Raw genomic sequence first — 24,053 nt, forward strand, 5'->3', positions numbered from 1 at the left:
AACGCAGGCGGAGCACTGAAAACAGTCCGGGGGAATGCGTGATCGCGCTGCGGCTCCGCGCCGGTCACATTTACGTCATCCTTTCGCCGCAACGCGTCTGTCCGGTCCAAGCCCGCACTGCCGGGGGAAACGAGCGGGGCGGGCCACGAAATGAAAAGGGCCGGTCACTCGGACCCGGCCCTTTGAAATAATCTTGCATGTCGCGCAAGCGGTGCGGCTTGCGGCGGAGCGCCTATTCGGCGGCCTGGCCCGTCGCGATGCCCTTGTCGGTGAAGACCTGCTGAAGCTCCTGCGCCTGGAACATCTCGCGCACGATATCGCAGCCGCCGACGAACTCGCCCTTCACATAGAGCTGCGGAATGGTCGGCCAGCTGGAATAATCCTTGATGCCCTGGCGCAGGTCGGCGTCCTCAAGCACGTTGATGCCCTTGTAGGTCACGCCGAGATAGTCGAGGATCTGCACCACCTGGCCGGAAAACCCGCACTGCGGAAAGGCCGGCGTGCCCTTCATGAAGAGCACCACGTCGTTGGTCTTCACCTCGTTCGCAATCCAGTCCTGGATACCGCTCATCGTTGTCCTGTCCTTCCGTTTCTGCCGGAGTAAAGGTCCGGCGAATCGTGATCTGTGTCCGATCGCCTGATTTCGTGGGACCGCCTTCGGGCTTGGCCCCGCTTCTTCTCCCAGGCGCCTTCGCCGGCGCCTCTTCTTCAGTCGTCGTCGTGTCTCATTCGGGGGCGGAGGTTTGCAGCGCCAGGGCGTGCAATTGTCCGCCCATGTTTCCCTGCAGGGCCTGGTAAACGAGCTGGTGCTGCTGCACGCGGCTCTTGCCGCGGAAGCTCTCGGAAACGACGGTCGCCGCATAATGCTCGCCGTCGCCGGCCAGATCGCGAATTTCGATCCGGGCATCGGGAAGCGCAGCCTTGATCATCGATTCGATTTCGCGCGCATCCATCGCCATCTGAACTCGTCTCCTCAAGCTTGTTTCCGGCACGAACCCGCGGCAGCCGCCCCGGCCGTCGCGAAAGGTTCGTTCGTTCGGGCTCGTGAGCCTTTTCGGGGCCTTCAGCCCTCGCGGCCGTCCATGTAACGCGGGAACCAATTCTCGTGGGCTTTACGCAGATTTGCAACGGATATGGAGAGGATATCCTTCACTGTCAAATCGCCGCCGCCCACGGTTCCAAGTCGTACGAACGAAATTCCGGCCTGCCTGGCCCGGCTTTCCAGCGTATCGGCCGCGTCCGCCGTAAAGGTAACGAGGTAGCGCGCCTGGTCCTCGCCGAAGAGCCGCGCATGCATCGGCGTCGCGCTTTCACCCATCTCGATCGTCGCGCCCTTGTCGCCGGAAATTGCCATCTCGGCGAGCGCCACGGCAAGGCCGCCGGAGGAGAGGTCGTGACAGGCCGTCAGCGCGCCGTCGCGGATGAGGGCGCGCACGAAGTCGCCGTTCTTCTTCTCAAGCGCCAGATCGACCGGCGGAGCGGCGCCCTCGATCTTGCCCACCACGTCGCGCAGATAGGCGGACTGGCCCAGATGCGAGCCCTCGCCGCCGATCACCGCGACGATGTCGCCGTCATTGGCAAAGGCCGCCCCCACGCGCTTTTCCACGTCGGGCAGAAGGCCGACGCCGCCGATCGCGGGCGTGGGCAGGATCGCCTCGCCGAAGGTCTCGTTGTAGAGCGAGACGTTGCCGGAGACGATTGGCATGTCGAGGGCCTCGCAGGCCTCGCCGATGCCGCGAATGCAGGCGACCAGCTGGCCCATGATCTCCGGCTTTTCCGGATTGCCGAAATTGAGGTTGTCGGTCGCCGCCAGCGGTTCGGCGCCCACCGCCGTCAGATTCCGCCAGCATTCCGCCACCGCCTGCCGGCCGCCCTGCACCGGATCGGCCTTGCAGTAGTGTGGGTTGACGTCGACGGAGAAGGCGAGGCCCTTGGTGGTCGGCTCGCCGTTTGAATCGATGACGCGGATGACGCCGGCGTCGCCGCCGGGCGTCGCCAGCGAGTTGCCCTGAACGAGCGTGTCGTACTGCTCGTAAACCCAGCGCCGCGAGGAACCGTTGGCTGAACCGACCAGCGCCGACAGCGCGGCGGCATAGTCCTCCGGCTCGGCGACATCGGCGGCCGCCAGCATCGGCTCCGGCACCGGCTCGTTCCACGGCCGGTCGTATTCCGGGGCCTCGTCGCCCAGTTCCTTGATCGGCAGATCGGCGACGACCTCGCCCTGGTGCTTGACGATGAAGCGCAGCGTGTCGGTGGTTCGGCCCACGACCGCGAAGTCGAGGCCCCACTTCCTGAAGATCGCTTCCGCCTCGGCCGCCTTTTCCGGCGCCAGCACCATGAGCATGCGCTCCTGGCTTTCCGAGAGCATCATCTCGTAGGCCGTCATGCGCTCCTCGCGCACCGGCACCAGATCGAGATCGAGGTCGATGCCGAGATCGCCCTTGGCGCCCATCTCCACGGCCGAACAGGTCAGCCCCGCAGCCCCCATGTCCTGGATGGCGATAACCGCGCCGGAGGCCATCAGCTCAAGGCAGGCCTCCAGCAGGCACTTCTCGGTGAAAGGATCGCCGACCTGCACGGTCGGGCGCTTTTCCTCGATGGTCTCGTCGAATTCGGCCGACGCCATGGTCGCGCCGCCGACGCCGTCGCGCCCCGTCTTGGCGCCGAGATAGACGACCGGCAGCCCGACGCCCTTGGCCTCCGACAGGAAGATCTTGTCGGCATCCGCAAGGCCGGCGGCGAACGCGTTGACGAGGCAGTTGCCGTTATAGGCGGCGTCGAACTCGACTTCGCCACCCACCGTCGGCACGCCGAAGGAATTGCCGTAGCCGCCGACACCGGCCACCACGCCGGAAACCAGATGCTTCGTGCGCGGGTGATCGGGGGCGCCGAAGCGCAGCGCGTTCATCGCCGCCACGGGACGTGCGCCCATGGTGAAGACATCGCGCAGGATGCCGCCGACGCCTGTCGCAGCGCCCTGATAGGGCTCGATATAGGAGGGGTGGTTGTGGCTCTCCATCTTGAAGACCACGGTCTGCCCGTCGCCGATATCCACCACGCCCGCGTTCTCGCCCGGCCCCTGAAGCACGCGCGGCCCCTTGGTCGGCAGCGTCTTCAGCCATTTCTTGGAGGATTTGTACGAGCAGTGCTCGTTCCACATGGCGGAAAAGATGCCGAGCTCGGTGAAGGTCGGCTCGCGGCCGATCAGCGCCAGGATCCGGTCGTATTCGTCCGGCTTCAGGCCGTGGGCGGCGATGAGCTCGGGGGTGATGGCGATGGTGTTGGGAATCATGGGATCTGGGGCGTCCGGCGGTTCGTCTGCGGGTTCGTCTTCTGGGTCGTCTGGGGGAGGCTGGCGGGTCAGGCCAGGGTCGTGGCTGCCCAATAGCAGATTGCGGGCGCGAAGGGGAGGGGAAAGGCGAACGGCGCCGGGGGACGGCGGTGCGGCGTCGCGGCGCTCAGAGGCGGTCCGCGTGACGGTCCTTGCCTGCCGGATTTTCCCCCGCGCGCCTTCCTCTTTCGCAAATTGCTGACGACCTTAGCAAAAACACTAAGACCCCCGGCGCCGTTTGCTAACCAAGGCGCCAGATAGTGCCCGGACGAACAGCGCGCGCGCGATTTGTCACATTCTCCCCGCGTTGGTTCTCGTCTCTGAATTTATACATAAATTCAATAAGTTGCTGGAGAGTGTGACGTGTTCAAACATCATCGCGGCGAACCCGAGGGCGATATCCAGATCCGGTTGGGGGAGGCGAGGGCGCAGGAGACGGCGGCGCTGAGTTCCGCGCTTGCGGCGCTGGCGGAGGGGCGCGAGCCGGAGGCGGCCGACGCGCTGCCCGACACCATCGCGGCGGCCGTCAGGGGGCTTAAGCGCGCCATTGCCCTGCGCGACGAGCAGATCCTTGAGCAGACGGTCCAGTATTCCATTCAGGCCAGCGAGGCGATGGCCGCCACGGCGCGGATCACCGGCGAGATCCGGGAGACCGACAACCGCGCCCAGAGCATGGCGGCGGCGGTGGAGGAACTGACGGCCTCCATCGACCAGATCGCCTCCACCGCGCAAGGGGTCGCGCAGTCCATGGATGCGGTCGCGCTCGGCATGAAAAGCGGGGCGGAGGCGACGCGGGAGACGGCGGATGCGAGCCGGCGCATCGGCGAGGCGTTCTCGCGCATGACCGCGTCTGCGGACCACCTGGCCGCCGCCGCCGAACAGATCGGCACCTTCGTCGCCACCATCGACGGGCTCGCCCAGCAGACAAACCTTCTGGCGCTCAACGCCACCATCGAGGCGGCGCGGGCGGGGGAGGCCGGCAAGGGGTTCGCCGTCGTGGCGGCGGAGGTGAAGGTGCTGTCGGGCCAGACGCAGAAGGCGACCGACGACATCCGCACGCGCATCGAGCGGCTTTCCGAACATGTGCAGGAGATGCTCGGCACGGTCCACGAGGTGCAGGATCTGGTCGGACACAGCGTGGAGCAGTCGGAGGATGCGGCGGGCCGGATCTCCGGCGTTCTGGCTGATGTGGCGGAAAACGGCACGCGCATGAACGAGATCGCGTCGGTGCTGTCGCAGCAGAGCGAGGCGGTTCAGGAGATTTCCGAAGGCGCGCAGCGTATCGCCGGCCATGCGGGGCTGTCGGCCCGGTTCTCCGAGGAGGTCATCGAGGCGGTGGGGCGGTCGGAAAAGAACATCGTGGACCAGTTCGCTGATCTGGCGAGGCGCAGCATCCCGAACTACGTGCTGCACAAGGCCAAGGCCGATCATCTGATGTGGAAGAAACGTCTTGCGGACCTGCTGGTCGGGCGCTCGTCGCTGAAGAGCGAGGAGCTGGCCGATCATCATCATTGCGATCTCGGCCACTGGTACGACATGGTGAAAGACCCGGAGGTCCGCCGTCACCCCGCGTTTGCCGCGCTTCTTCCGGTGCATGAGGCGGTCCACCGGTGCGGCCGAGAGGCGGCGCGCCTGTATGCCTCGGGCGACCAGGAGGGCGCACAGAAGGCCGCGGACGCCATGGCTGCTGCCTCGACGGACGTCCTGCGCCAGCTCGATCTCCTCATCGAGGCGAGCAACGGCTGAACCTGAGGGCCCTGTTTTTCCAGGCTCGGCGCCCGTCTCCGGTTCCCGCATTCGCCCAGAGGGCGCTCGGGTTGCGGGCCATTTGGTGCGGGATGGATTGTCCGGCGAAACCGGGGCAAGCCATCCCGCACGGTGTCTGCGCAACCCGCTCGCCACGGCCGGCGATATCGGCCCGGAAGACGTCGGGAGCGATTTGTCACATTCCGCCGGATGCCAGTTGTAACTCTAAAATATATTTAGTTATCAATGTCTTAGTGGAATAATCGTTATGTTCAAACGTCATAACAGCGTTCGCGAGGAGCCTGTGGCTGTCGATGTGTCTGCTCAGGGAGAGGGGGCACTGCTCGGTGCGCTGTCGGTTCTGGCCAGGGGCGGGCGGCCGGCTGCGCTCGATGCCTTGCCGGCCGCCTTCGTGCCCGCAATGCGGGATCTCGACGCGGCGCTCGCCCGGCGCAACGAGGAAACCCTGGAGCAGACCGTCCATTATTCCATCCAGTCGAGCGAGGCGATGAGCGCCACGGGGCGGATCATCGGCGAGATCCGTGAAACCGACGTCCGCGCCCAGAGCATGGCGGCGGCGGTGGAGGAACTGACCGCGTCGATCGACCAGATCGCCTCCACCGCGAAGGACGCGGCGATGTCGATGGAAACGGTCTCGGTCGGCATGCGCAGCGGCGCGGAGGCGACGCAGGGGACGGCCGAGGCGAGCCGGCACATCGTTACCGCCTTCGGCCGCATGTCTTCCTCTGCCGAGCAACTGGCGAGCGCGGCCGACCAGATCGGCGCTTTCGTCGCCACCATCGACGGCCTTGCCCAGCAAACGAACCTGCTGGCGCTGAACGCCACCATCGAGGCGGCGCGCGCCGGCGAGGCCGGCAAGGGCTTCGCCGTCGTCGCCTCGGAGGTGAAGGTGCTTTCCGGCCAGACGCAGAAGGCGACCGACGACATCCGCGCCCGCATCGAACGGCTGAGGGAGCATGTCTCGGAGGTGCTGGGCACGGTTCGCGAGGTTCAGGATCTGCTCTCTCTCAGTGTCGAGCAGACGGAGGATGCGGCCGGTCAGATCTCTCGGGTGATGGACGATGTGGCGACAAACGGCGTGCGGATGAACGAGATCGCCTCCGTGCTGTCCCAGCAGAGCGAGGCTGTTCAGGAAATCTCCGAAGGGGCCCAGTCCATCGCGATCCACTCCGGACGCACCGCGGAATTCTCCAAGGAGGTGCTCGATGTCATGGGCATGTCGGAGCAGGCCATCGCGCGCCAGTTCGAGGAACTGAAGAGGCGCGGCGTGCCCAATTACGATCTGCATCGGGCCAAGGCCGACCACTTGCTGTGGAAGAAGGAGCTTGCGGAGATGCTGGTCGGGCTCAAGGTGCTCAACCGCGCGAAGCTGGCCGACCACCGCCATTGTGCGTTCGGTACCTGGTACGGGGCGGTCGACGACAATCGCCTGCGCCGCCATCCCGCCTTCCCGGAACTTGCGGCGGCGCACGAGGCCGTCCACAGGCACGGATGCGAGGCGGCCCGCCTCTTCGGCGCGGGGGACCGTGCCGGCGCACTGCAGGAAAAGGATGCGATGGATGCCGCCTCGCAGGAAATCATGCGTCATCTCGATGCGCTTATCGAGGCGAACCGCGAGGCGGAGCCGAGGGGCTAGATGCAGACGGGCGAGAGGCCGCGGGCGTCTCGCTTCTGTCCGTCCGGCCTCTCCACCGTCATCGCCCGGCTTCGTCCGGACGATCAACTGCCGATTGTGGCATGCACGCCCCCGCCCCCCGCGCCTGCCTCAGCTTTCGCGCAACGGCAACGCCACCGTGTCCTTCACGGTGGCGACCACGATGCGCGACTGCACGTCGGAGACGAGCGTGTTGTCCAGAAGCTTGAGCCTGAGGAAATCGTCGTAGGTCTTGATGTCGTCGGTGACGACCTTGATCAGATAGTCCACCGCCCCGGTGATGCGCTCGCAGGTCACCACCTCCGGCCAGTGGTTCACCAGCCGGTCGAACTCCTCCATGTTGTCGCGGCTGGGCAGCGCCAGCTTGACGAAGGCGTAGGACACGAAGTTCAGCCCCACCGCTTCACGGTCGACGACGGCCGCGATCTGGCGGATGATGCCGCTGTCCTTCAGTTTCTTGATGCGGCGCCAGCAGGGCGTCTGGCTCATGCCCGCCTCACGCGCGATATCTGCGATGGATTGGGAGGCGTCGCGCTGGAGAATCTGCAGGACGCGAATGTCCGATGGATCGAGAAGCTTTTTTTCGCTCATGCCGTTGTTGCCGAAACAGTCTTGCCTGGAATGGTGTTATTGCGGTCAGAATAGCACAGAAATTGTAAGTCTAAAGGACTAATCTTCACCCTGAGTTTGCCACGTCTTCGCGGTGCACGGGCGGTTGGGATACGGGAGGCCGCTCCGTAACGGCAACCTGTTTGCAGGTTGAAACGTTGGACAGCCAAGACGTCGCTCATTTTGAAAGAGACGGAGCGCCGTGCGGCCCGATGGCCGCGTGCCGTTCCGGGGCTCTCTCGGGAGGGATACTACATGAATGCCTTGACTGGTTCTGTCTTCGGACCCGTGAGCCTCGACGACAAGTATGTGTCGTCTGACGGCCGGGTCTACCTGAGCGGGATTCAGGCGCTTGTGCGCGTCGCGCTCGACCGTGGCCGCCTCGACCGGGCCGCCGGTCTCGATACGGGCGGCTTCATTTCCGGCTATCGCGGCTCGCCGCTGGCTGGCTACGACAAGGAGATCGAGCGCGCCGGACGCCTTCTGAAGGACTACGACATCGTCTTCCAGCCCGGCGTCAACGAGGAACTGGGCGCCACCGCCGTGTGGGGCACGCAGAAGGTCACGATGCACGGCCAGGGCTCGACCAAGGACGGCGTCTTCGGCATCTGGTACGGCAAGGCGCCGGGCGTGGACCGGGCCGGCGACGCACTGCGTCAGGCAAGTGCCTCGGGCACCGATCCCAACGGCGGCGTGCTTGCGCTGGCCGGCGACGATCACCTCGCCAAGTCCTCCATCATTCCCGCGCAGAGCGAGTTCTTCTTCCAGCACGCGGAAATCCCGGTCTTCAACCCGGCCGATATCCAGGACGTGCTCGACTACGGCCTGCACGGGCTTGAAATGTCGCGCTACTCAGGCTTGTGGTCCGGCATGATCTGCCTTGCCGACACGATGGATGCCTCGGGCATCGTTTCCGTCGACGACGACCGCCTGCGCTTCATCCATCCGCCGATCCTCGAAGGCCATGATCTGGGCGACCGGCACAAGCCGCTTCTGCTGAAATACCGCCTCGAAATCGAGCGCGTGATGCGCGATGCGCGCATTCCGGCAGCCCAGGCCTATGTGCGGGCGAACGGGCTCGACGGCATCCGCTTTGGCGCGGAATATCCGCGCATCGGGCTGGTCGCGACCGGCAAGGCCTATCGCGACCTGCGTCAGGCCTTGCAGCTTCTGGGCATCGACGAGGCGCGCGCCAAGGCCATGGGGCTTGCGATCTACAAGGTCGCCGTGCCGTGGCCGCTGGAGCCGGTGGCCCTTGCCAAGTTCGCCCGCGGCATCGACCGCCTGCTCGTCGTGGAGCACAAGCGCGCCTTCATCGAACCGCAGATCAAGGAAATCTTCTACAACTGGCCGGCCGACCGTCGCCCGCCCGTATGGGGCAAGAAGACGCCGGACGGCGATCCCTTCCTGCCCGACGTGCTGGAGCTTTCCGCCGCCGATCTCGTCGTCGGCCTGCTGGCCTTCCTGCCGCAGTCCCATGTCACCGACGAGATGCGCGATGTGGCCGCTTCCATGGCGCGTCAGGCGCAGTGGGCGGCGGAGAACGCGGAAGATGCGGTGCGCTCGCCCTATTTCTGTTCGGGCTGCCCGCATTCCACCTCCACCAAGGTGCCGGAGGGCGCGCGCGTCATGCCGGGCATCGGCTGTCATGCGATGACCGAGATCAACGAGCGCACCACCGAGGGCCAGATCGCCATGGGCGGCGAGGGCGTGCCCTGGGTCGGCCAGGCGCCGTTCGCGAAGGACAAGCACGTCTTCGTCAATCTGGGCGATGGCACCTATTTCCATTCCGGCATTCTGGCGATCCGTCAGGCGGTCGCGGCGAAGGTCAATGCGACCTACAAGATCCTCTTCAACGACGCGGTGGCGATGACCGGCGGGCAGACCCATGACGGTCCGCTCAACGTTCCCACCATCACCCGACAGCTGGCGGCCGAAGGTGTGGGGCGCATCGTCGTCGTTTCCGAACGGCCGGAGCTTTACGAGGGCCGCAGGGATCTCGCCCCCGGCGTGCCGGTGCACGACCGCGCCGAGCTGATGGGCGTGCAGGACGATCTGGCGGCGTATCCCGGCGTTTCCGCGATAATCTACGACCAGACCTGTGCTGCCGAAAAGCGCCGTCGCCGCAAGAAGGGGCTCTACGAGGATCCCGACAAGCGGCTCTTCATCAACGACCGGGTGTGCGAGGGCTGCGGCGACTGCTCGGTGCAGTCGAACTGCCTGTCGGTGGAGCCGGTGGCGACCGATTTCGGCGAAAAGCGCCGCATCAACCAGTCGAGCTGCAACAAGGATTATTCCTGCGTGAAGGGCTTCTGCCCGTCCTTCGTGTGGGTCGAGGGGGCTGAACTGAAGAAGAGCGACGGCGGCAGCGTCGATCTCGATGCGCTGGTGGCGAAGCTTCCCGAGGTTCAGCCCGCCGGGCTTGACGACACCGTCAACATGCTGATCGCCGGCATCGGCGGCATGGGCGTGACAACGGTGGCCGCCGTGCTCGCCATGGCGGCGCATGTGGACGGCATCAACGCCTCCACGCTCGACATGACCGGCCTTGCCCAGAAGGGGGGGCCGGTGACCTCGCATGTGCGCTTCTCCGGCCGGGATCGTCCGGTGGAGGGCCCGCGTGTGCCGACCGCGACGCTCGACGTGCTGCTCGCCTCCGACATGGTGGTTTCCTGCGGCTCGGAGGTGCTGACGCTGATGAACCCGGACAAGGCCCGCGTCTTCGCCAATGCGCGCGTGGCGCCGACGGCCGAGTTCGTCATGAAGCAGACGCTCTCCTTTGATGAGGCGCGGATGATGGCGACGCTCAAGAAAGCCTCGCGCGGTGTGACCGCGCGCGACGTCGCCGGCATTGCCGAGAAGCTTCTGGGCGATGCGATCTACACCAACATGATGCTGGTCGGCATGGCGTGGCAGTCGGGCACGCTGCCGCTCACCTTCGAGGCCATCGACACGGCGATCCGGCTGAACGGGGCGGCGGTGAAGCAGAACCTGCGCGCCTTCCAGGCCGGCCGCGTGCTGGCGCACGATGCGGACGCGATCCTTGCCGGCCTGCCGAAGGAGGATGTGCCGGAGGAAATGGACCTTGAGACGCGCATCGCGTTCCTCGCCGGCGAGCTTGAGCGCTATCAGGATCAGGCTTACGCGAACCGCTTCACGCAGTTGATGGAGCGGGTGGTGGCGGCCGATACCGCGCGCGGCATCGGCGCCATGCGGCTGTCGCGCACCGTTGCGGAAAACCTCTACAAGGTCATGGCGATCAAGGACGAGTACGAGGTCGCCCGGCTTTACGCCGAGCCGGAATTTGAGGAAAAGCTCCGCAACACCTTCGCCGATCCGAAGAAGCTGAAGGTGGTGCTCGCCCCGCCGTTGTTCTCGCGTCTCGACCCGGCGACGGGCCGTGCGAAGAAGACCGCCTATGGCCCGTGGATCTTCAAGGCGTTCCGCATGCTTGCGGGGCTGAAGCGGGTTCGTGGCACGTTCCTCGATCCGTTTGCCCGTACGGCCGAGCGCAAGGCGGAGTTCGCGTTGCGCGAGGAATACGTGCGCGACGTGGAACTGATTTTGAAGCGCATCGAGAGCGGCAATTACGGCCTTCTGGTGGAGCTTGCCCGCGTGCCCGACCAGATCCGCGGCTACGGCCCGGTGAAGGACGACAACATGGCCAAGGCCGCGGAAAAGCGCGCGCTTTTGCTGAAGCGTCTGGACGGCAAGGGCCCGATGGCACGCGGCGAGGGATCGCGCACCGCGTATCTGGAAGCGGCGGAGTAGAGGGACTGTTTGACAATGTACGGTCATACCGTACATTGTCTGCCCGATGGAGATCGGCAGTGTCAGCCACCGTGGATTGCGGTGACTGATCGAGGATGACGACGCGCGCGGCATCCGGGCCGATCAATTGAATCGCATCCGGAATGTTCTCGCAGCTTTGATATCCGCGCCATCGATGGATGATCTGCGCGGGCCGCCTGGCTGGCGAATTCATCAGCTTGCGGGCGAGCGGGCCGGGACGTGGAGCATATCGGTTTCGGGAAACTGGCGGCTTACCTTTGAGCTGGACGGCGGCCGCATCGAACGCCTTGATCTGGAGGACTACCATTGAACGTGGCGCCTACGAAGATCGGCATGAGACCGCCGCATCCGGGGGCTTTGGTGCGCGAGGAAATCCTGGAACCACACGGTCTGTCCGTCACGAAAGCGGCGGCAGTGCTTGGTGTGCGCAGGGCCACGCTCTCTGATCTCATTCATCAGAAGGTATCGCTCACGCCAGAGATGGCATTGCGGATCGAAAAGGCGTTCGGCATCGGGATGGAGACGTTGCTCAACATGCAGGCCTGGCATGATGCCTTTGAGATGCGCGAGCGTGCCGACGAGATCAAGGTCGAGCCTTTTGAAACGAACTGACCGTCCTCGGCCGCCGCGTGGTTGCGTATTCCCTCACCCCCCGAACCGCTCGCCCCACGTCGGCACCCGGTCGCCCTCGGCCTTGCTCGCCGCGTAAACCCCGCGCGCGATGGCGCGGGCCAGTGTGGCCGCCGCCGCCGCGCCCAGCGCCAATAGATCCACCGGGCTTTCCAACGGCCGCTTTCCCGTCGACAGCGCGAAGACGAGATCGCCGTCAAACGGCGTGTGCGCCGGCCAGATGGCGCGCGCCATGCCGTCATGCGCCATTACAGCCAGCCGCTTCGCCTCCGATTTCGTCAGGCTGACGTCCGTGGCGATGACCGCGATCGTCGTGTTGGCGCCCGATTTCAGCGTGTCGGCCTTGGTGCGCACGGCCATGGCGTCAGTGGGGAAGGGGGCGGGCATGCCGAGACCGCCGAACTCGCCGTCCTGCTCAAACGGCGTCGCCCAGAAATGCGGGCCGTCGCCGATGGTGACGCGGCCGAGCGCGTTGACGGCGACGAGCGCGCCCACCGTCGCCCCATTGGCGAGAACGGCGGAAGCAGAGCCGAGCCCGCCCTTGCAGTTCGCCGTCGTCGCGCCTGTGCCGGCGCCCTCGCTGCCGAGCGCGAAATCGGCGGACGCGAGCTCGCAGGCCGCGCGGCCGAGATCGCGATAGGGGGCGCTGGCGTTCCAGCTCGCGTCCGGTTCCGTTTCCACCGCCGAGCCGTTCAGGAGATCGAACAGGATCGCCGCCGGCACGATCGGCACCCGCACCGGGCCGACCGCATAGCCGCGCCCCAGTTCCGCAAGCCGCGACTGCACGCCCGCGCCTGCATCGAGCCCGAACGCCGAGCCGCCCGACAGCACCAGCGCATCGACATGGCTCACCGTCTGTTCCGGCTCAAGAAGCGCGATCTCGCGGGTGCCCGGCGCGCCGCCGTGAATGGCGACGGAGGCAACGACAGGCTCCTCAGGCAGCACCACCGTGACGCCCGATTTCAACCGCGGATCGGAGGCGTTGCCGACGGTGAGGCCCTCGACGTCGGTGATCAGGTTGCGCGGCCCGGGCCGCAGTCCGCTCATCATTTCTCGTTCCCTTTTCGGAATTCTTGCGGCGACATGCCGGTGTGGTTGCGGAAGAAGCGGGAGAAATGGGAGGGGTCGGCGAAGGCGAGGTCGTAGGCGATTTCCGAGGCCGAGGCTTCGGTGAAGAGCAACTGCCGCTTGGCCTCGGTGATGAGGCGCTGGCGGATCATGTGGCCGACGGTGACCCCCGTCACCCGCTTGCAGTGCTCGTTGAGCCGTTCCGATGTCTGGCCCAGCCGGTCGGCATAGTCGCCGATGCGCCGGGTTTGGCGGAAATTGTCCTCGATCAGATCGCGCAGCGCGCCGATGGTCTCGTCCATGCCACTGAGCGTCACCTGCGCATAGCGCGTGCGCGAGGCTCGCGCCCGGGCGATTTCCAGGATCAGCAGCATCAGGTGCGCGCGCATGGCGATCTGGTGGCCGTCGCGGGCGAGATCCAGCTCGTCGGCGAGCGCGGCCATGTGCCGGGCGATGCCCTCGGCCACCCCGCCGGGCTCCAGCGGCAGCACCGGATCGGAAAACAGCGCGCGCAGCCGGTCGCGCACGGAGCCGGCGGCATCGCGCGCGCCCGACACCACGTCCTCGGTGAAGGTCGCGATGTGGCCGTCGATGTTTTCCTCAAAGGCGAAGCCGTGGACGACGGTGGCCGCCACGCACAGCACGGCGGGTCCGCGAAACGTCGTCTCCTCGTCCTCCACCTGGATCACGCCGCCGCCGGAGCGGATGACGAAGATGTGGTTGAGGTGGCGGTGATTGTGCAGCGAGATCGTCCAGCCGTGGCGCGCGGACCGGGCGGCCAGCGTCTCCACGTGGATGAAGTCGAAAGCGGTATCGTCCGGCGCCTCGCCGAAGAGGTGGAACTGCGGGATCGCCTGAATGTGCGTCATGTCAGCGATTCTAGTCGATATCGCCGGCGAACGGTATGGGCATCATCGCGGGGGGATAGCGGGAGCGATGGTGCAGCTTGCGCCCCTCTCCCCCCCTTGTGGGGGAGATGTCACCCGCAGGGTGACAGAGGGGGGTATGCGGCAGGTTCGGCGCAAGCGGCTTCGCCCCCCTCTGTCGGCTTTGCCGACATCTCCCCCACAAGGGGGGAGAGGGGAGCAAGCGGGGGGCACATGGTTCCCGTATTCTGTCCTGGCGCTATCAGCGCCGTCTCAGCACACCACATACCCTCGATTGTAATAGGTCAGCGCGCGGGCGGCGTCCGTGCCGTTTGCCACCGCCTCCACCTCGCCGAAGAAGATCCGGTGCGTCGCCATGTCGATGACCTGGCTCACGCGGCAGTCGAAGCTCGCGAGCGCGCCCGTCAGCACCGGCGCCCCGCTCTCCAGCGTTGTCCAGTCGGCCAGCGCGAAGCGTGCCTCGGTCTCCAGATTGCCGCGCCCGGCGAAGGCGTCGGCGAGCGGAACGTGGTCGCCGGCCAGCGTGTTGATGCAGAACGCTTTCGCGTCCTCGAACAGCGGGAAGGTGCGGCTCGACCGGTTGAGGCAGAACAGCACCGTCGGCGGGTCGTCGCTCACCGAGGCGACGGCGGTCACCGTCACGCCGCAGCGCCCGCGCGGGCCCATGCCCGTTACAATGTGAACCTGCTGGGAAAGCCGGCTCATGGCCTGTCGGAATTCGGCCCCGTCGGCACCCGAAAGGCCGGCCTGGCCGGTGTCGTGCTCTGCCATCTTCATCCTTTCCGCCGTCCGTGCGGCGACCTCGCCTCCCGTCCGTTCGGGAGATCCGGACGCGATGGCGGAACTTCCCGTCTACAGACCGACGGGCAAGGCCGCAAGCCCGCAGCGCCGATCGCGCACCGCGCCATTGTCCGCCGCCGTACAATGCCCGTTACGGTATGAAAAATTCGATTTCGGGGGATTGTCTGGTCAATCGGTTGTGAGAATAATTTTCCTGATCGTTCAAAAAATGGAAACGCCCTTCTTTTCGTCACTCTATGGCGCTGACGCAATTGTATGCTGAAGTGGGGCTTGCTAAGAATTTGACAACTATGAAAAGCCGCCACCATTTTCCGGTTGAGACGGCTGCACCTTTTCCGCGGGGGCTAGCAGACTGAGATGGAATATTTCCTGCAACAGCTGATCAATGGCGTAACGCTGGGTTCGATCTACGGACTGATCGCCATTGGCTACACGATGGTCTACGGGATCATCGGCATGATCAATTTCGCCCATGGCGACATCTTCATGGTCGGCGCGTTCCTGGCGCTGATCATGGTCGTCGCGTTCGGCGTCACGGCGGCCATGCCGATCGCGCTGCTGATCCTCGTCCTGCTCGGGATCCTCGTGGTCGCCATGGCGCTGACCTCGGTGTGGGGCTGGACGGTGGAACGGCTGGCCTACCGCCCCTTGCGCGGGTCGTTCCGGCTGGCGCCGCTGATCACCGCCATCGGCATGTCGATCACGCTGCAGAATTTCGTGCAGCTTTCGCAAGGCGCCCGCAACAAGCCCGTTCAGCCGCTCATTTCCGGCGGCTTCACCCTGATGGGCGGCGACGGCTCCGACGGCACCTTCGTCGTCCAGCTTTCCTATCTGCAGATCCTCATCATCGTGCTCACCACGGTGCTGATGATCGGCTTCACCCTTCTGATCAACAAGACCTCGCTCGGGCGCGCGCAAAGGGCCTGCGAGCAGGATCGCAAGATGGCCTCGCTGATCGGCGTCAACGTCGACCGCACCATCTCGCTCACCTTCGTCATGGGTGCGGCGCTTGCCGCCGTGGCGGGGCTGATGTTCCTGCTCTACTACGGCGTGATCGACTTCTACATCGGCTTCCTGGCCGGCGTTAAGGCGTTCACCGCGGCCGTGCTCGGCGGCATCGGCTCGCTGCCCGGCGCCATGCTCGGCGGTCTCTTGATCGGGCTGATCGAGACGTTCTGGTCCGGCTATTTCTCGGTCGAGTACAAGGACGTCGCCGCCTTCTCCATCCTCGCCATCGTGCTGATCTTCCTGCCCGAAGGTCTGCTCGGCAAGCCGGAAGTGGAGAAGGTCTGAGCCCATGTCCGCATCTGTAACCGAAAGCCGGCTGAAGGCGTCCTTCAAGGATTCCGCGGTCGCGGCGCTCATCACGCTCGCACTGTCGTTCATGCTGATCGGCATGCGCACCGAGATCTCCATCGGAGGTCTGATCATCGACTACCGCTGGGCGGCGGTGGCGATCACGGTGGTGGTGGTCTTCGCCGGGCGGCTGCTTCTCAACATGTATGTGTGGCGGCCCGAGACGCCGCGCACCGTCACCTTCCGCACGATCATGCTCGGTCTGTCGATCCTGGCCGCGCTGGTGATCTTCTATCTGCTCGACCGTTTCCTCGGCACCTTCACCGGCGCCTCGCCGGCGCGCGCGATCGGCAATAACGACTGGCTTTGGATCCTTCTGATCGTGGGGCTCGCGATCGTCGCCGCCATCGTCGCGAGCGCCCTTCTGGGGATTGCCGAAAGGCGAGGCAAGCCCTCCGGCCCGGGCGCTGCGGCGACGGTCCGGGCGGGGTTTGCGCCGTTTGCGAAGTGGATGCCGATGGCGCTCGGCCTGCTGGCGGTGGCGGTTCCCTTCATTCTGATCGAATGGCTGGGAGCGCGCGGATCGCGGCAATATCTCGATCTGGCGATCCTCGTTCTCACCTACATCATGCTCGGCTGGGGCTTGAACATCGTGGTGGGTCTCGCCGGCCTGCTCGATCTCGGCTACGTCGCCTTCTACGCGGTGGGCGCCTATTCGTTCGCGCTGCTGTCGCAGTATTTCGGGCTCGGCTTCTGGATGTGTCTGCCGCTCGCCGGTCTTCTGGCGGCCTGCTGGGGCATGATCCTCGGCTATCCGGTGCTGCGCCTCAGAGGTGACTATCTCGCCATCGTGACGTTGGCTTTCGGCGAGATCATCCGCGTCGTGCTCTTGAACTGGTACGAGTTCACCGGCGGGCCGGACGGCATTTCAGGCATTCCGCGCCCGACGCTGTTCGGCATCGAGTTCGAGCGCGGGGACGAGGGCTTCGCCGCCCTGTTCGGGCTCGACTACTCGTCCATTCACCGCATCATCTTCCTCTATTACGTCATCCTGGCCATGGCGCTGGTCACCAATTTCGTGACCATGCGGCTGAGAAGGCTGCCGGTGGGGCGCGCCTGGGAGGCGCTGCGCGAGGACGAGATCGCCTGCCGCTCGCTCGGCATCAACACCACCAACACCAAGCTTTCGGCCTTTGCCACGGGGGCGATGTTCGGCGGCTTCGCCGGTTCGTTCTTCGCCACCCGGCAGGGCTTCATCTCGCCGGAAAGCTTCACCTTCATCGAAAGCGCGGTCATCCTGGCCATTGTCGTGCTCGGCGGCCTGGGCTCGCAGATCGGCGTCGTCATCGCCGCGGTGGTGATGATCGGCGGCTTTGAGTTCTTCCGCGACCTGCAGGACTATCGCATGCTGGTCTTCGGCCTCCTGATGGTCATCATCATGGTGTGGAAGCCGCGCGGCCTGATCTCCACGCGCAAGCCCACCATCGGCCTCAAACGAAGAACCGGCATATCCGCGGATCTTGTGCAGGAGGGACAGGGATGACCCGGTGGATGGACAACCCCGTGCTCACCGTGGAGCACCTGACCATGCGCTTCGGCGGTCTCGTTGCCGTCGACGATCTCTCCTTCGATGTCGGGCGCGGCGACATCACCGCGCTGATCGGGCCGAACGGGGCCGGAAAGACGACCGTCTTCAACTGCGTCACCGGCTTCTACAAGCCCACCGAGGGGCGCATCACCGTGCGCCAGTCCTCCGGCGATGAATATCTGCTGGAGCGGATGCCCGATTTCGAGATCTCGCGCGATGCGCGGGTGGCGCGCACGTTCCAGAACATCCGGCTCTTCGGCGGCATGACCGTGCTGGAGAACCTGATGGTCGCCCAGCACAATCCCTTGATGAGCGCATCGGCGCTGTCGCTCGCCGGCATCTTCGGCCTCTCCCGGTTCCGCCGGGCGGAGGAGAGGGCGGTGGAACAGGCGCGCTACTGGCTCGACAAGATCGACCTGATCGAACGGGCGGACGATCCGGCCGCCGATCTGCCCTACGGCGACCAGCGCCGGCTGGAGATCGCGCGCGCCATGTGCACCGGCCCGCAGGTGCTGTGTCTCGACGAGCCGGCCGCCGGCCTCAACCCGCGCGAGAGCGCCGAGCTCAATGCGCTGCTGATGTACATCCGCAAGGAGCACGACACCTCCGTCGTCCTCATCGAGCATGACATGTCGGTGGTGATGGAAATCTCCGACCACGTGATCGTGCTCGACTACGGCGAGAAGATCGCCGACGGCACGCCTGAGGCGGTTCGCAGCGATCCGAAGGTGATCGCGGCCTATCTGGGCGTCGCGGACGAGGAAGTCGAACTGGTCGAAGAGGAGGTGGGCCTATGAGCGAGGGAAGCGCAGCGGCGGCCGCCGCGGCTCCTGCCGGGGACCCCCTCCTGAGGGTGTCCGGCGTCAAGACCTACTACGGCAAGATCGTCGCGCTGCGCGGCGTCGACATGGAGGTTCACCCAGGCGAGATCGTCACGCTGATCGGCGCCAACGGGGCCGGCAAGTCGACCCTGATGATGACGATCTGCGGCAGCCCGCAGGCGCGCGAGGGCACGATCACCTACGATGGGATCGACATCACCCAGATGCCGACGCACGAGATCACGCGCATGTCGATCGCGCAGTCGCCGGAAGGGCGGCGGATCTTTCCGCGCATGACGGTGATGGAAAACCTGCAGATGGGCGCCTCCATCACCGACATGACGCATTTCGACGACGATCTGAAGCGGGTGTTCGACCTGTTTCCGATCCTGTCGAAGCGCAAGGGCCAGCGCGGCGGCACGCTTTCGGGCGGCGAGCAGCAGATGCTGGCGATCGCGCGCGCGCTGATGAGCCGGCCGAAACTTCTGTTGCTCGACGAGCCGTCGCTGGGCCTCGCCCCGCTGGTGGTCAAGCAGATCTTCGAGATCATCGAGGAGCTGAACACCAACGAGGGGCTGACCGTGTTCCTGGTGGAGCAGAACGCCTACCATGCGCTGAAGCTCGCCCACCGCGGCTATGTCATGGTCAACGGTCTCATCACCATGTCGGGCACGGGCAAGGAGCTTCTCGCGCGCGACGACGTCAAGGCGGCCTATCTCGAGGGCGGCGCGCACTAGAGCAAATCCAGGACAAGTGGTGACCGGTTATCCGTCCGGATTTGCGTTGAAACAAGGGGTTGGAGCCAAGATCCGGTTCTGCAAGAAACGGATCTGCTCCAGAAGGCGGGAAAAATGGGTATCATCTTCGAAGTCTCGCTCGGCGATTTCCTGCTCGTCACCGTCTTTCTCGGCGGTGGCGCGGCCTGGCTCACGGGACGCGCCTCGGCGCTGACCTGGCGGCCGACGTGGCTGCTGGCCTGGTTCCTGGTGCTGCTGTCGTTCGCGGTGCGGTTCCTGCACTACGCGCTGTTCCACGGCAGCCTGCTGACGGTTCATTACTGGCTGGTCGATCTGGTGGTGCTGGGGGTGCTGGGCTTTGCCGGCTGGCGCTACACCCGCGCGGGCCAGATGACGACGCAGTACAGCTGGCTTTACGAGAGGAGCAGCCCGTTCTCGTGGCGGGAGCGGCAGCAGGCGCGGGAAAACCGGGCCTGACACGAGGTTTGAAACGAGATTCGGCGGCCGGTCCTTGCGGGGCCGGCCGTCCAAAAAGACTTCCGGGGGCCGGGCCGGCAAGGTCAGGATCTCCGGTGGCGGAAGCGGGCAAGCCGGCACGGCTGTCATTTCCGCACATTGCAGGGCACAATACCTGCACCTTGGGGAAAAATCCCCGTCCAGAGAGGTTCACTTGGCAATCTGAACCAGGGAGTTTTGCATGAAAAAGATTCTGATGGCCGGCGTCGCGATGTCCTTCGGCATGGCCATGTCCACGGCCGCCTTCGCGGATATCGTCATCGCAACGGCCGGTCCGATGACCGGTCAGTATGCCGCCTTCGGTCAGCAGATGAAGGCCGGTGCCGAGCAGGCTGTGGCCGACATCAACGCGGCCGGCGGCGTCAACGGGGAGAAGCTGGTTCTGGAAGTGGGCGACGATGCCTGCGACCCGAAGCAGGCGGTTGCGGTCGCCAACCAGTTCGTCGGCAAGGGCGTGGTCTTCGTGGCCGGCCACTTCTGCTCCGGCTCGTCGATCCCGGCCTCCGCGGTCTATGCCGAAGAGGGCATCATCCAGATCACGCCGGCCTCCACCAACCCGAAGTTCACCGACGAGCGTCCCGGCCCCGGCATCTTCCGCGTCTGCGGTCGTGACGACCAGCAGGGCCAGGTCGCCGGCAAGTTCCTTGCAACGAAGTTCAAGGACAAGAACATCGCGATCATCAACGACAAGACCGCCTACGGCAAGGGTCTTGCCGACGAGACGCAGAAGTACATGGAAGAGGCCGGCAAGAAGCCGACGCTGGTGGAATCCTACACCGCCGGCGAGAAGGACTACACGGCTCTCGTCTCCAAGCTGAAGCAGGAGAACATCGGCGTTCTCTATGTCGGCGGCTATCACACCGAAGCCGGCCTGATGGCGCGCCAGATGCGCGATCAGGGCATGGACACGGTGCTGGTGTCGGGCGACGCGCTGGTCACCGACGAGTACTGGGCGATCACGGGCGATGCCGGCGAGGGCACCCTGATGACCTTCTCGCCCGACCCGCGCAAGAACGAGAAGGCGGCCCCGATTGTGGCCGAGTTCCGCAAGAAGGGCATCGAGCCGGAAGGCTACGTGATGTACACCTACGCCGCCATCCAGACCTACGTGGATGCGGTCAAGGCCGCCGGGTCGACCGACTTCGACGCGGTCGTCAAGGCGCTCGACGACGGCAAGTTCAACACGGTGCTCGGCGACAACATGTCGTTCAACGACAAGGGCGACGTGACCCTGCCGGGCTACGTCTTCTACGAGTGGCACGACGGCAAGTACGACTACATGAAGTAAACCGGGCGCCCCGCGCGTCCGGCCTCTTCAGGTCGTCCCCAGAGCCCCCGGCGTTCACGCGCCGGGGGCTTTTTGTCGGTGGGTCCCTGTTTCTCGGTTGTCATCCCCGCGAAGGCGGGAATCCAGCAACCACAGGATCGGGTTGCCCGTGCAGAACCGAACCGCCTCTGGAATGCTGGATCCCCGCCTTCGCGGGGATGACAACCGAGAAAGCGGAGGGAGCCGCTGGCCGATCAGAGGGCACCGGCGATCATCGTGTCCACCTCGCAATCCGCCCCGCTCACCCGACCCTCTTCAGCCACGCTCGCGGATCCTCCGCGCCCTTGCCGTCGCCGGCGAGCGCGCGGCACAGGTCCTCCACCGCCTCCAGCGAATGGATGGTGCGGAACTCGTCCACATGCGGCAGCATCGCGCGGATGCCGCGGGCCTTGGCCTCGAAACGGTCGAAGCGCAGCAGCGGGTTCAGCCACACGAGCCGGCGGCAGGAGCGGTGCAGCCGGTCCATCTCCACCGCCAGATCCTCCTCCGTGTCGCGCTCCAGCCCGTCGGTGATCAGCAGCACGATCGCACCGCCATGCATCACCCGGCGCGACCATTTGCGGTTGAATTCGTGAAGCGCGGTCGCGATCCGCGTCCCGCCCGACCAGTCGGCGACCGATCCCGTGCACGCTTCCAGCGCCTCGTCGGGGTCCTTCATGGTCAGCTGGCGGGTGACGTTGGAAAGCCTCGTGCCGAACAGGAACGTGTGCACCTTGCGCCGGTTCTCCGTCAGCGCGTGCAGGAAATGCAGGAAAATCCGGGTGTACTGGCTCATCGAGCCGGAAATGTCGCACAGCGCCACGATGGGCGGATGGAGCTCGGCCGGTTTCCTATATTTCAGCGCGATCATGTCGCCGCCGGCGCGCATGGAGGCGCGCATCGAGCGGCGCGGATCGATGCGGGCGCGCGCAGGCGTGGCCACCAGCCGGCGCTGGCGCACGGTGTCGACCGGCAGGATGAGGCGGGATATCGCCGCCTTGGCGGTGGCGATCTCGGCCGCTGACATCTGCGCGAAGTCCTTCGTCTGCAGCACCTCCGCGCCCGACACGGTGAAGCTCGCGTCGATCTCGATTTCGGGCTTGGTCTCCTTCGCCTCGCGCACCGTGTCCTGTTGCAGCGCGTTGGCGACGCGGGCCTGGGCCGCCTTGGGCTTTTGCGGCTCGCCCCGGGGCGGGGCGACGGGGGAGAGCAGGGCGAGCATCTTTTCGACAAGCCCGCGCGAGCGCCAGAAGAGGCGGAACGCCTCCTCGAACACGGCATGCTGGTCACGCTTCTTCACGAAGATCGAATGCAGCGTCCAGTAGAAATCCTCGCGGCTGGCGATGCCGGCCACCTCCACCGCGCGGATGGCATCGATCACGGCGGCCGGCCCCACCGGCAGCCCGGCAGCACGCAGCGCGCGCGCGAAATGCACGATGTTGTCGGCGAGCGCGCCGGTTTCGGTGGCTGGGGTCTCGGTCATCGTGTGGTTCGCGGTCTCCGTGTCGATTGCGGGCAGGCTGGCGGGGGAGGGAGGTCGGAGGAAGTGTGGCACGTGTGGCCTGTGTTGCCCACTTTGCCCATCCTTCGAGACGGCCGCTCACGCGTCCTCCTCAGGATGACGTTGTGGGTGTGGCTAGCCTCAGTATGGCCTTATCGCGTCGCCTGCTATGAAGAATCGCACCACAGAAACAACGTCATCCTGAGGAGGCGCGAAGCGCCGTCTCGAAGGATGGGCAACGCATTCCGTATCGGTCCCTCATTCCACACTGACACCGCCTCCCTCCATTCTCCCCGCCGTCATCACCCGGCGAAGTCCGGGTGATCCAGCACGATCCGCGCATGCGGCACCCGCAATGGATTGCCCGGACGAAGCTGGGCAATGACGGCGGAGAGAGGGGAAGGCCAGCGGCGAGCGGAGCAGAAGTGGCCCATCCCACACCGACCGCCGCTCTCACATCCCTGCCACGATCTCCTTCTTCAGATCATCGACGAGCCGCTTCGCCTCCGATCCCTGGATGCGTTCGATGTCGTCCTGGTACTTCAGCAGCGTGCCCAGCGTGTCGCCCACCATTTCCGGGTTGAGCGCCAGCTGGTCGAGTTCGGTGAGCGCCGTCGCCCAGTCGATCGTCTCCGCCACGCCCGGCTGCTTGAACAGTTCGTATTCCTTGCGCAGCCGCTGCACGAAGGCGACGACCTCGGCCGAAAGCCGCTCGTTCACGCCCGGCACCTTGGTGCGCACGATGGTCAGTTCGCGTTCCGCATCCGGGTAATCCACCCAGTGATAGAGGCAGCGCCGCTTCAGCGCGTCATGGATCTCGCGGGTGCGGTTCGTCGTGATGATGACGATCGGCGGCTCCGGTGCCTTTATGGTGCCGATTTCGGGAATGGTGACTTGGCTGTCCGACAAGACCTCCAGCAGGAACGCCTCGAAGGCCTCGTCGGCGCGGTCCAGTTCGTCGATCAGGAAAACCGGTGCCCCGGAAAGGTGCGGCCGCATGGCCTTGAGAACCGGCCGTTCGATCAGGAAGCGCTCGGAGAAGATATCCTGGGCAAGCTCGCCCCGGTCGGTCTCGCCGGCGGCCTCCGCCATGCGGATCTCCACCATCTGGGCCGCGTAGTTCCACTCGTAGACGGCGGTGGAAACGTCGAGCCCCTCGTAGCATTGCAGGCGGATCAGATCGCGCCCCAGCGTTTGCGACAGCACCTTGGCGATCTCGGTCTTGCCGACGCCGGCCTCGCCTTCCAGAAACAGCGGCCGTTGCATCTTCAGCGCCAGATAGAGCACGGTCGCCAGCGACCGGTCCGCCACGTAGCTGGCGGAGCTCAGCAGGTCCAGCGTCCCGTCGATCGATTGCGGCAGCGCCGCGCCCTTCAGGGCCGTTTCATCGTTCATGCGTTCCGTCCGCTGTTGTCGTTCCGCTTCAAGTCGGAGGCCGGGTCCGAACCTCTCCTCCTGTCATCCCCGCGAAGGCGGGGGGGCAGCATTCCAGAGGCCTCGCTTTCGTGCCTCGATTCCGATCCGGTGGTTACTGGATCCCCGCCTTCGCGGGGATGACAATCGAGACTGGGGGACGTCCGCCTCCCTATCGCAAGCGCTCCTCCCAATTCTCCCTTCCTTCCTTGCTAACGCGCGGCAGGGGCATGCGCAATCGTTCCTCACGCCTACGTCCGTTTCGCGGTTGCCATCGCAACTTTTTGCCGCCGGGTGATTTCCTCCCGCCTCCGCATGTTCTAATCAGGGATCGCC

General features: G+C 65.5%; 20 protein-coding genes. 11 read left to right on the forward strand and 9 right to left on the reverse strand.

Features of this window, described 5'->3' with window-relative positions:
* Positions 1-232 precede the first annotated feature (232 nt).
* The 3 genes from grxD to purL all read right to left on the reverse strand — a co-directional run bounded on the left by grxD (position 233) and on the right by purL (position 3,292).
* The gene (gene grxD, locus V2L18_RS01850) at positions 233-571 is read right to left on the reverse strand and encodes a Grx4 family monothiol glutaredoxin (RefSeq protein ID WP_336176064.1); all 339 of its coding nucleotides are present in this window, start codon (positions 569-571) and stop codon (positions 233-235) included.
* Positions 572-725: 154 nt separating this feature from the next.
* A complete protein-coding gene (locus V2L18_RS01855; RefSeq protein ID WP_336176066.1) occupies positions 726-959 on the reverse strand; it encodes a BolA family transcriptional regulator in 234 nt (77 codons plus the stop codon).
* A 104-nt stretch (positions 960-1,063) separates the two neighbouring features.
* Positions 1,064-3,292 (reverse strand): phosphoribosylformylglycinamidine synthase subunit PurL, encoded by a 2,229-nt coding sequence (gene purL, locus V2L18_RS01860; RefSeq protein ID WP_336176067.1) that lies wholly within the window; start codon positions 3,290-3,292, stop codon positions 1,064-1,066.
* 402 nt (positions 3,293-3,694) lie between these two features.
* On the opposite strand from purL, the gene V2L18_RS01865 reads away from it, so the two are divergent.
* Entirely contained in the window at positions 3,695-5,077 is a 1,383-nt protein-coding gene (locus V2L18_RS01865) for a methyl-accepting chemotaxis protein (protein WP_336176068.1), read from the forward strand.
* Positions 5,078-5,345: 268 nt separating this feature from the next.
* Positions 5,346-6,734 carry a methyl-accepting chemotaxis protein gene (locus V2L18_RS01870; RefSeq protein WP_336176070.1) on the forward strand — a complete coding sequence of 463 codons (1,389 nt, stop codon included), beginning with the start codon at positions 5,346-5,348 and terminating at the stop codon, positions 6,732-6,734.
* Positions 6,735-6,863: 129 nt separating this feature from the next.
* Here V2L18_RS01870 and V2L18_RS01875 read toward each other — a convergent pair whose 3' ends face one another.
* Positions 6,864-7,343, reverse strand: a complete 480-nt coding sequence (locus V2L18_RS01875) for an Lrp/AsnC family transcriptional regulator (RefSeq protein ID WP_107989562.1) — start codon at positions 7,341-7,343, stop codon at positions 6,864-6,866.
* 273 nt (positions 7,344-7,616) lie between these two features.
* On the opposite strand from V2L18_RS01875, the gene V2L18_RS01880 reads away from it, so the two are divergent.
* From V2L18_RS01880 to V2L18_RS01890, 3 genes are all read left to right on the forward strand, one after another.
* Positions 7,617-11,132, forward strand: a complete 3,516-nt coding sequence (locus tag V2L18_RS01880) for an indolepyruvate ferredoxin oxidoreductase family protein (RefSeq protein ID WP_336176074.1) — start codon at positions 7,617-7,619, stop codon at positions 11,130-11,132.
* 127 nt (positions 11,133-11,259) lie between these two features.
* A complete protein-coding gene (locus V2L18_RS01885; RefSeq protein WP_336176075.1) occupies positions 11,260-11,463 on the forward strand; it encodes a type II toxin-antitoxin system RelE/ParE family toxin in 204 nt (67 codons plus the stop codon).
* A gap of 23 nt (positions 11,464-11,486) precedes the next feature.
* The gene (locus V2L18_RS01890) at positions 11,487-11,765 is read left to right on the forward strand and encodes a HigA family addiction module antitoxin (RefSeq protein ID WP_336176372.1); all 279 of its coding nucleotides are present in this window, start codon (positions 11,487-11,489) and stop codon (positions 11,763-11,765) included.
* Positions 11,766-11,798: 33 nt separating this feature from the next.
* Here V2L18_RS01890 and V2L18_RS01895 read toward each other — a convergent pair whose 3' ends face one another.
* The 3 genes from V2L18_RS01895 to V2L18_RS01905 form a co-directional block, all read right to left on the reverse strand.
* On the reverse strand, positions 11,799-12,830 hold the full coding sequence (locus tag V2L18_RS01895; RefSeq protein WP_336176076.1) for a P1 family peptidase: 1,032 nt from the start codon (positions 12,828-12,830) through the stop codon (positions 11,799-11,801).
* Entirely contained in the window at positions 12,830-13,720 is an 891-nt protein-coding gene (locus tag V2L18_RS01900; RefSeq protein WP_336176078.1) for a helix-turn-helix domain-containing protein, read from the reverse strand. The genes V2L18_RS01895 and V2L18_RS01900 overlap by 1 nt, the downstream gene beginning before the upstream one ends.
* Before the next feature lie 270 nt (positions 13,721-13,990).
* On the reverse strand, positions 13,991-14,509 hold the full coding sequence (locus V2L18_RS01905) for a flavin reductase (protein ID WP_336176080.1): 519 nt from the start codon (positions 14,507-14,509) through the stop codon (positions 13,991-13,993).
* A 387-nt stretch (positions 14,510-14,896) separates the two neighbouring features.
* Here V2L18_RS01905 and V2L18_RS01910 point away from each other — a divergent pair, with 387 nt between their 5' ends.
* The 6 genes from V2L18_RS01910 to V2L18_RS01935 all read left to right on the forward strand — a co-directional run bounded on the left by V2L18_RS01910 (position 14,897) and on the right by V2L18_RS01935 (position 20,785).
* Positions 14,897-15,832 (forward strand): branched-chain amino acid ABC transporter permease LivH, encoded by a 936-nt coding sequence (locus V2L18_RS01910; RefSeq protein WP_336176082.1) that lies wholly within the window; start codon positions 14,897-14,899, stop codon positions 15,830-15,832.
* 4 nt (positions 15,833-15,836) lie between these two features.
* Positions 15,837-17,378 carry a high-affinity branched-chain amino acid ABC transporter permease LivM gene (gene livM / locus V2L18_RS01915; protein ID WP_336176084.1) on the forward strand — a complete coding sequence of 514 codons (1,542 nt, stop codon included), beginning with the start codon at positions 15,837-15,839 and terminating at the stop codon, positions 17,376-17,378.
* Positions 17,375-18,220, forward strand: a complete 846-nt coding sequence (locus V2L18_RS01920; protein ID WP_336176086.1) for an ABC transporter ATP-binding protein — start codon at positions 17,375-17,377, stop codon at positions 18,218-18,220. The genes livM and V2L18_RS01920 overlap by 4 nt, the downstream gene beginning before the upstream one ends.
* The gene (locus V2L18_RS01925; RefSeq protein ID WP_336176088.1) at positions 18,217-18,981 is read left to right on the forward strand and encodes an ABC transporter ATP-binding protein; all 765 of its coding nucleotides are present in this window, start codon (positions 18,217-18,219) and stop codon (positions 18,979-18,981) included. The genes V2L18_RS01920 and V2L18_RS01925 overlap by 4 nt, the downstream gene beginning before the upstream one ends.
* A gap of 114 nt (positions 18,982-19,095) precedes the next feature.
* Positions 19,096-19,458 (forward strand): DUF6867 family protein, encoded by a 363-nt coding sequence (locus V2L18_RS01930; RefSeq protein ID WP_336176089.1) that lies wholly within the window; start codon positions 19,096-19,098, stop codon positions 19,456-19,458.
* Positions 19,459-19,678: 220 nt separating this feature from the next.
* Positions 19,679-20,785, forward strand: a complete 1,107-nt coding sequence (locus V2L18_RS01935; RefSeq protein ID WP_336176091.1) for a branched-chain amino acid ABC transporter substrate-binding protein — start codon at positions 19,679-19,681, stop codon at positions 20,783-20,785.
* 280 nt (positions 20,786-21,065) lie between these two features.
* Here V2L18_RS01935 and V2L18_RS01940 read toward each other — a convergent pair whose 3' ends face one another.
* Together V2L18_RS01940 and V2L18_RS01945 are read right to left on the reverse strand one after the other, a co-directional pair.
* Complete coding sequence (locus V2L18_RS01940) at positions 21,066-22,286, reverse strand: VWA domain-containing protein (RefSeq protein ID WP_336176093.1); 1,221 nt, start codon at positions 22,284-22,286, stop codon at positions 21,066-21,068.
* A 471-nt stretch (positions 22,287-22,757) separates the two neighbouring features.
* Entirely contained in the window at positions 22,758-23,699 is a 942-nt protein-coding gene (locus V2L18_RS01945; protein ID WP_336176095.1) for a MoxR family ATPase, read from the reverse strand.
* Positions 23,700-24,053 lie beyond the last annotated feature (354 nt).

Source organism: Breoghania sp. JC706, assembly GCF_037026715.1.
Classification (GTDB): Bacteria; Pseudomonadota; Alphaproteobacteria; order Rhizobiales; family Stappiaceae; genus Breoghania.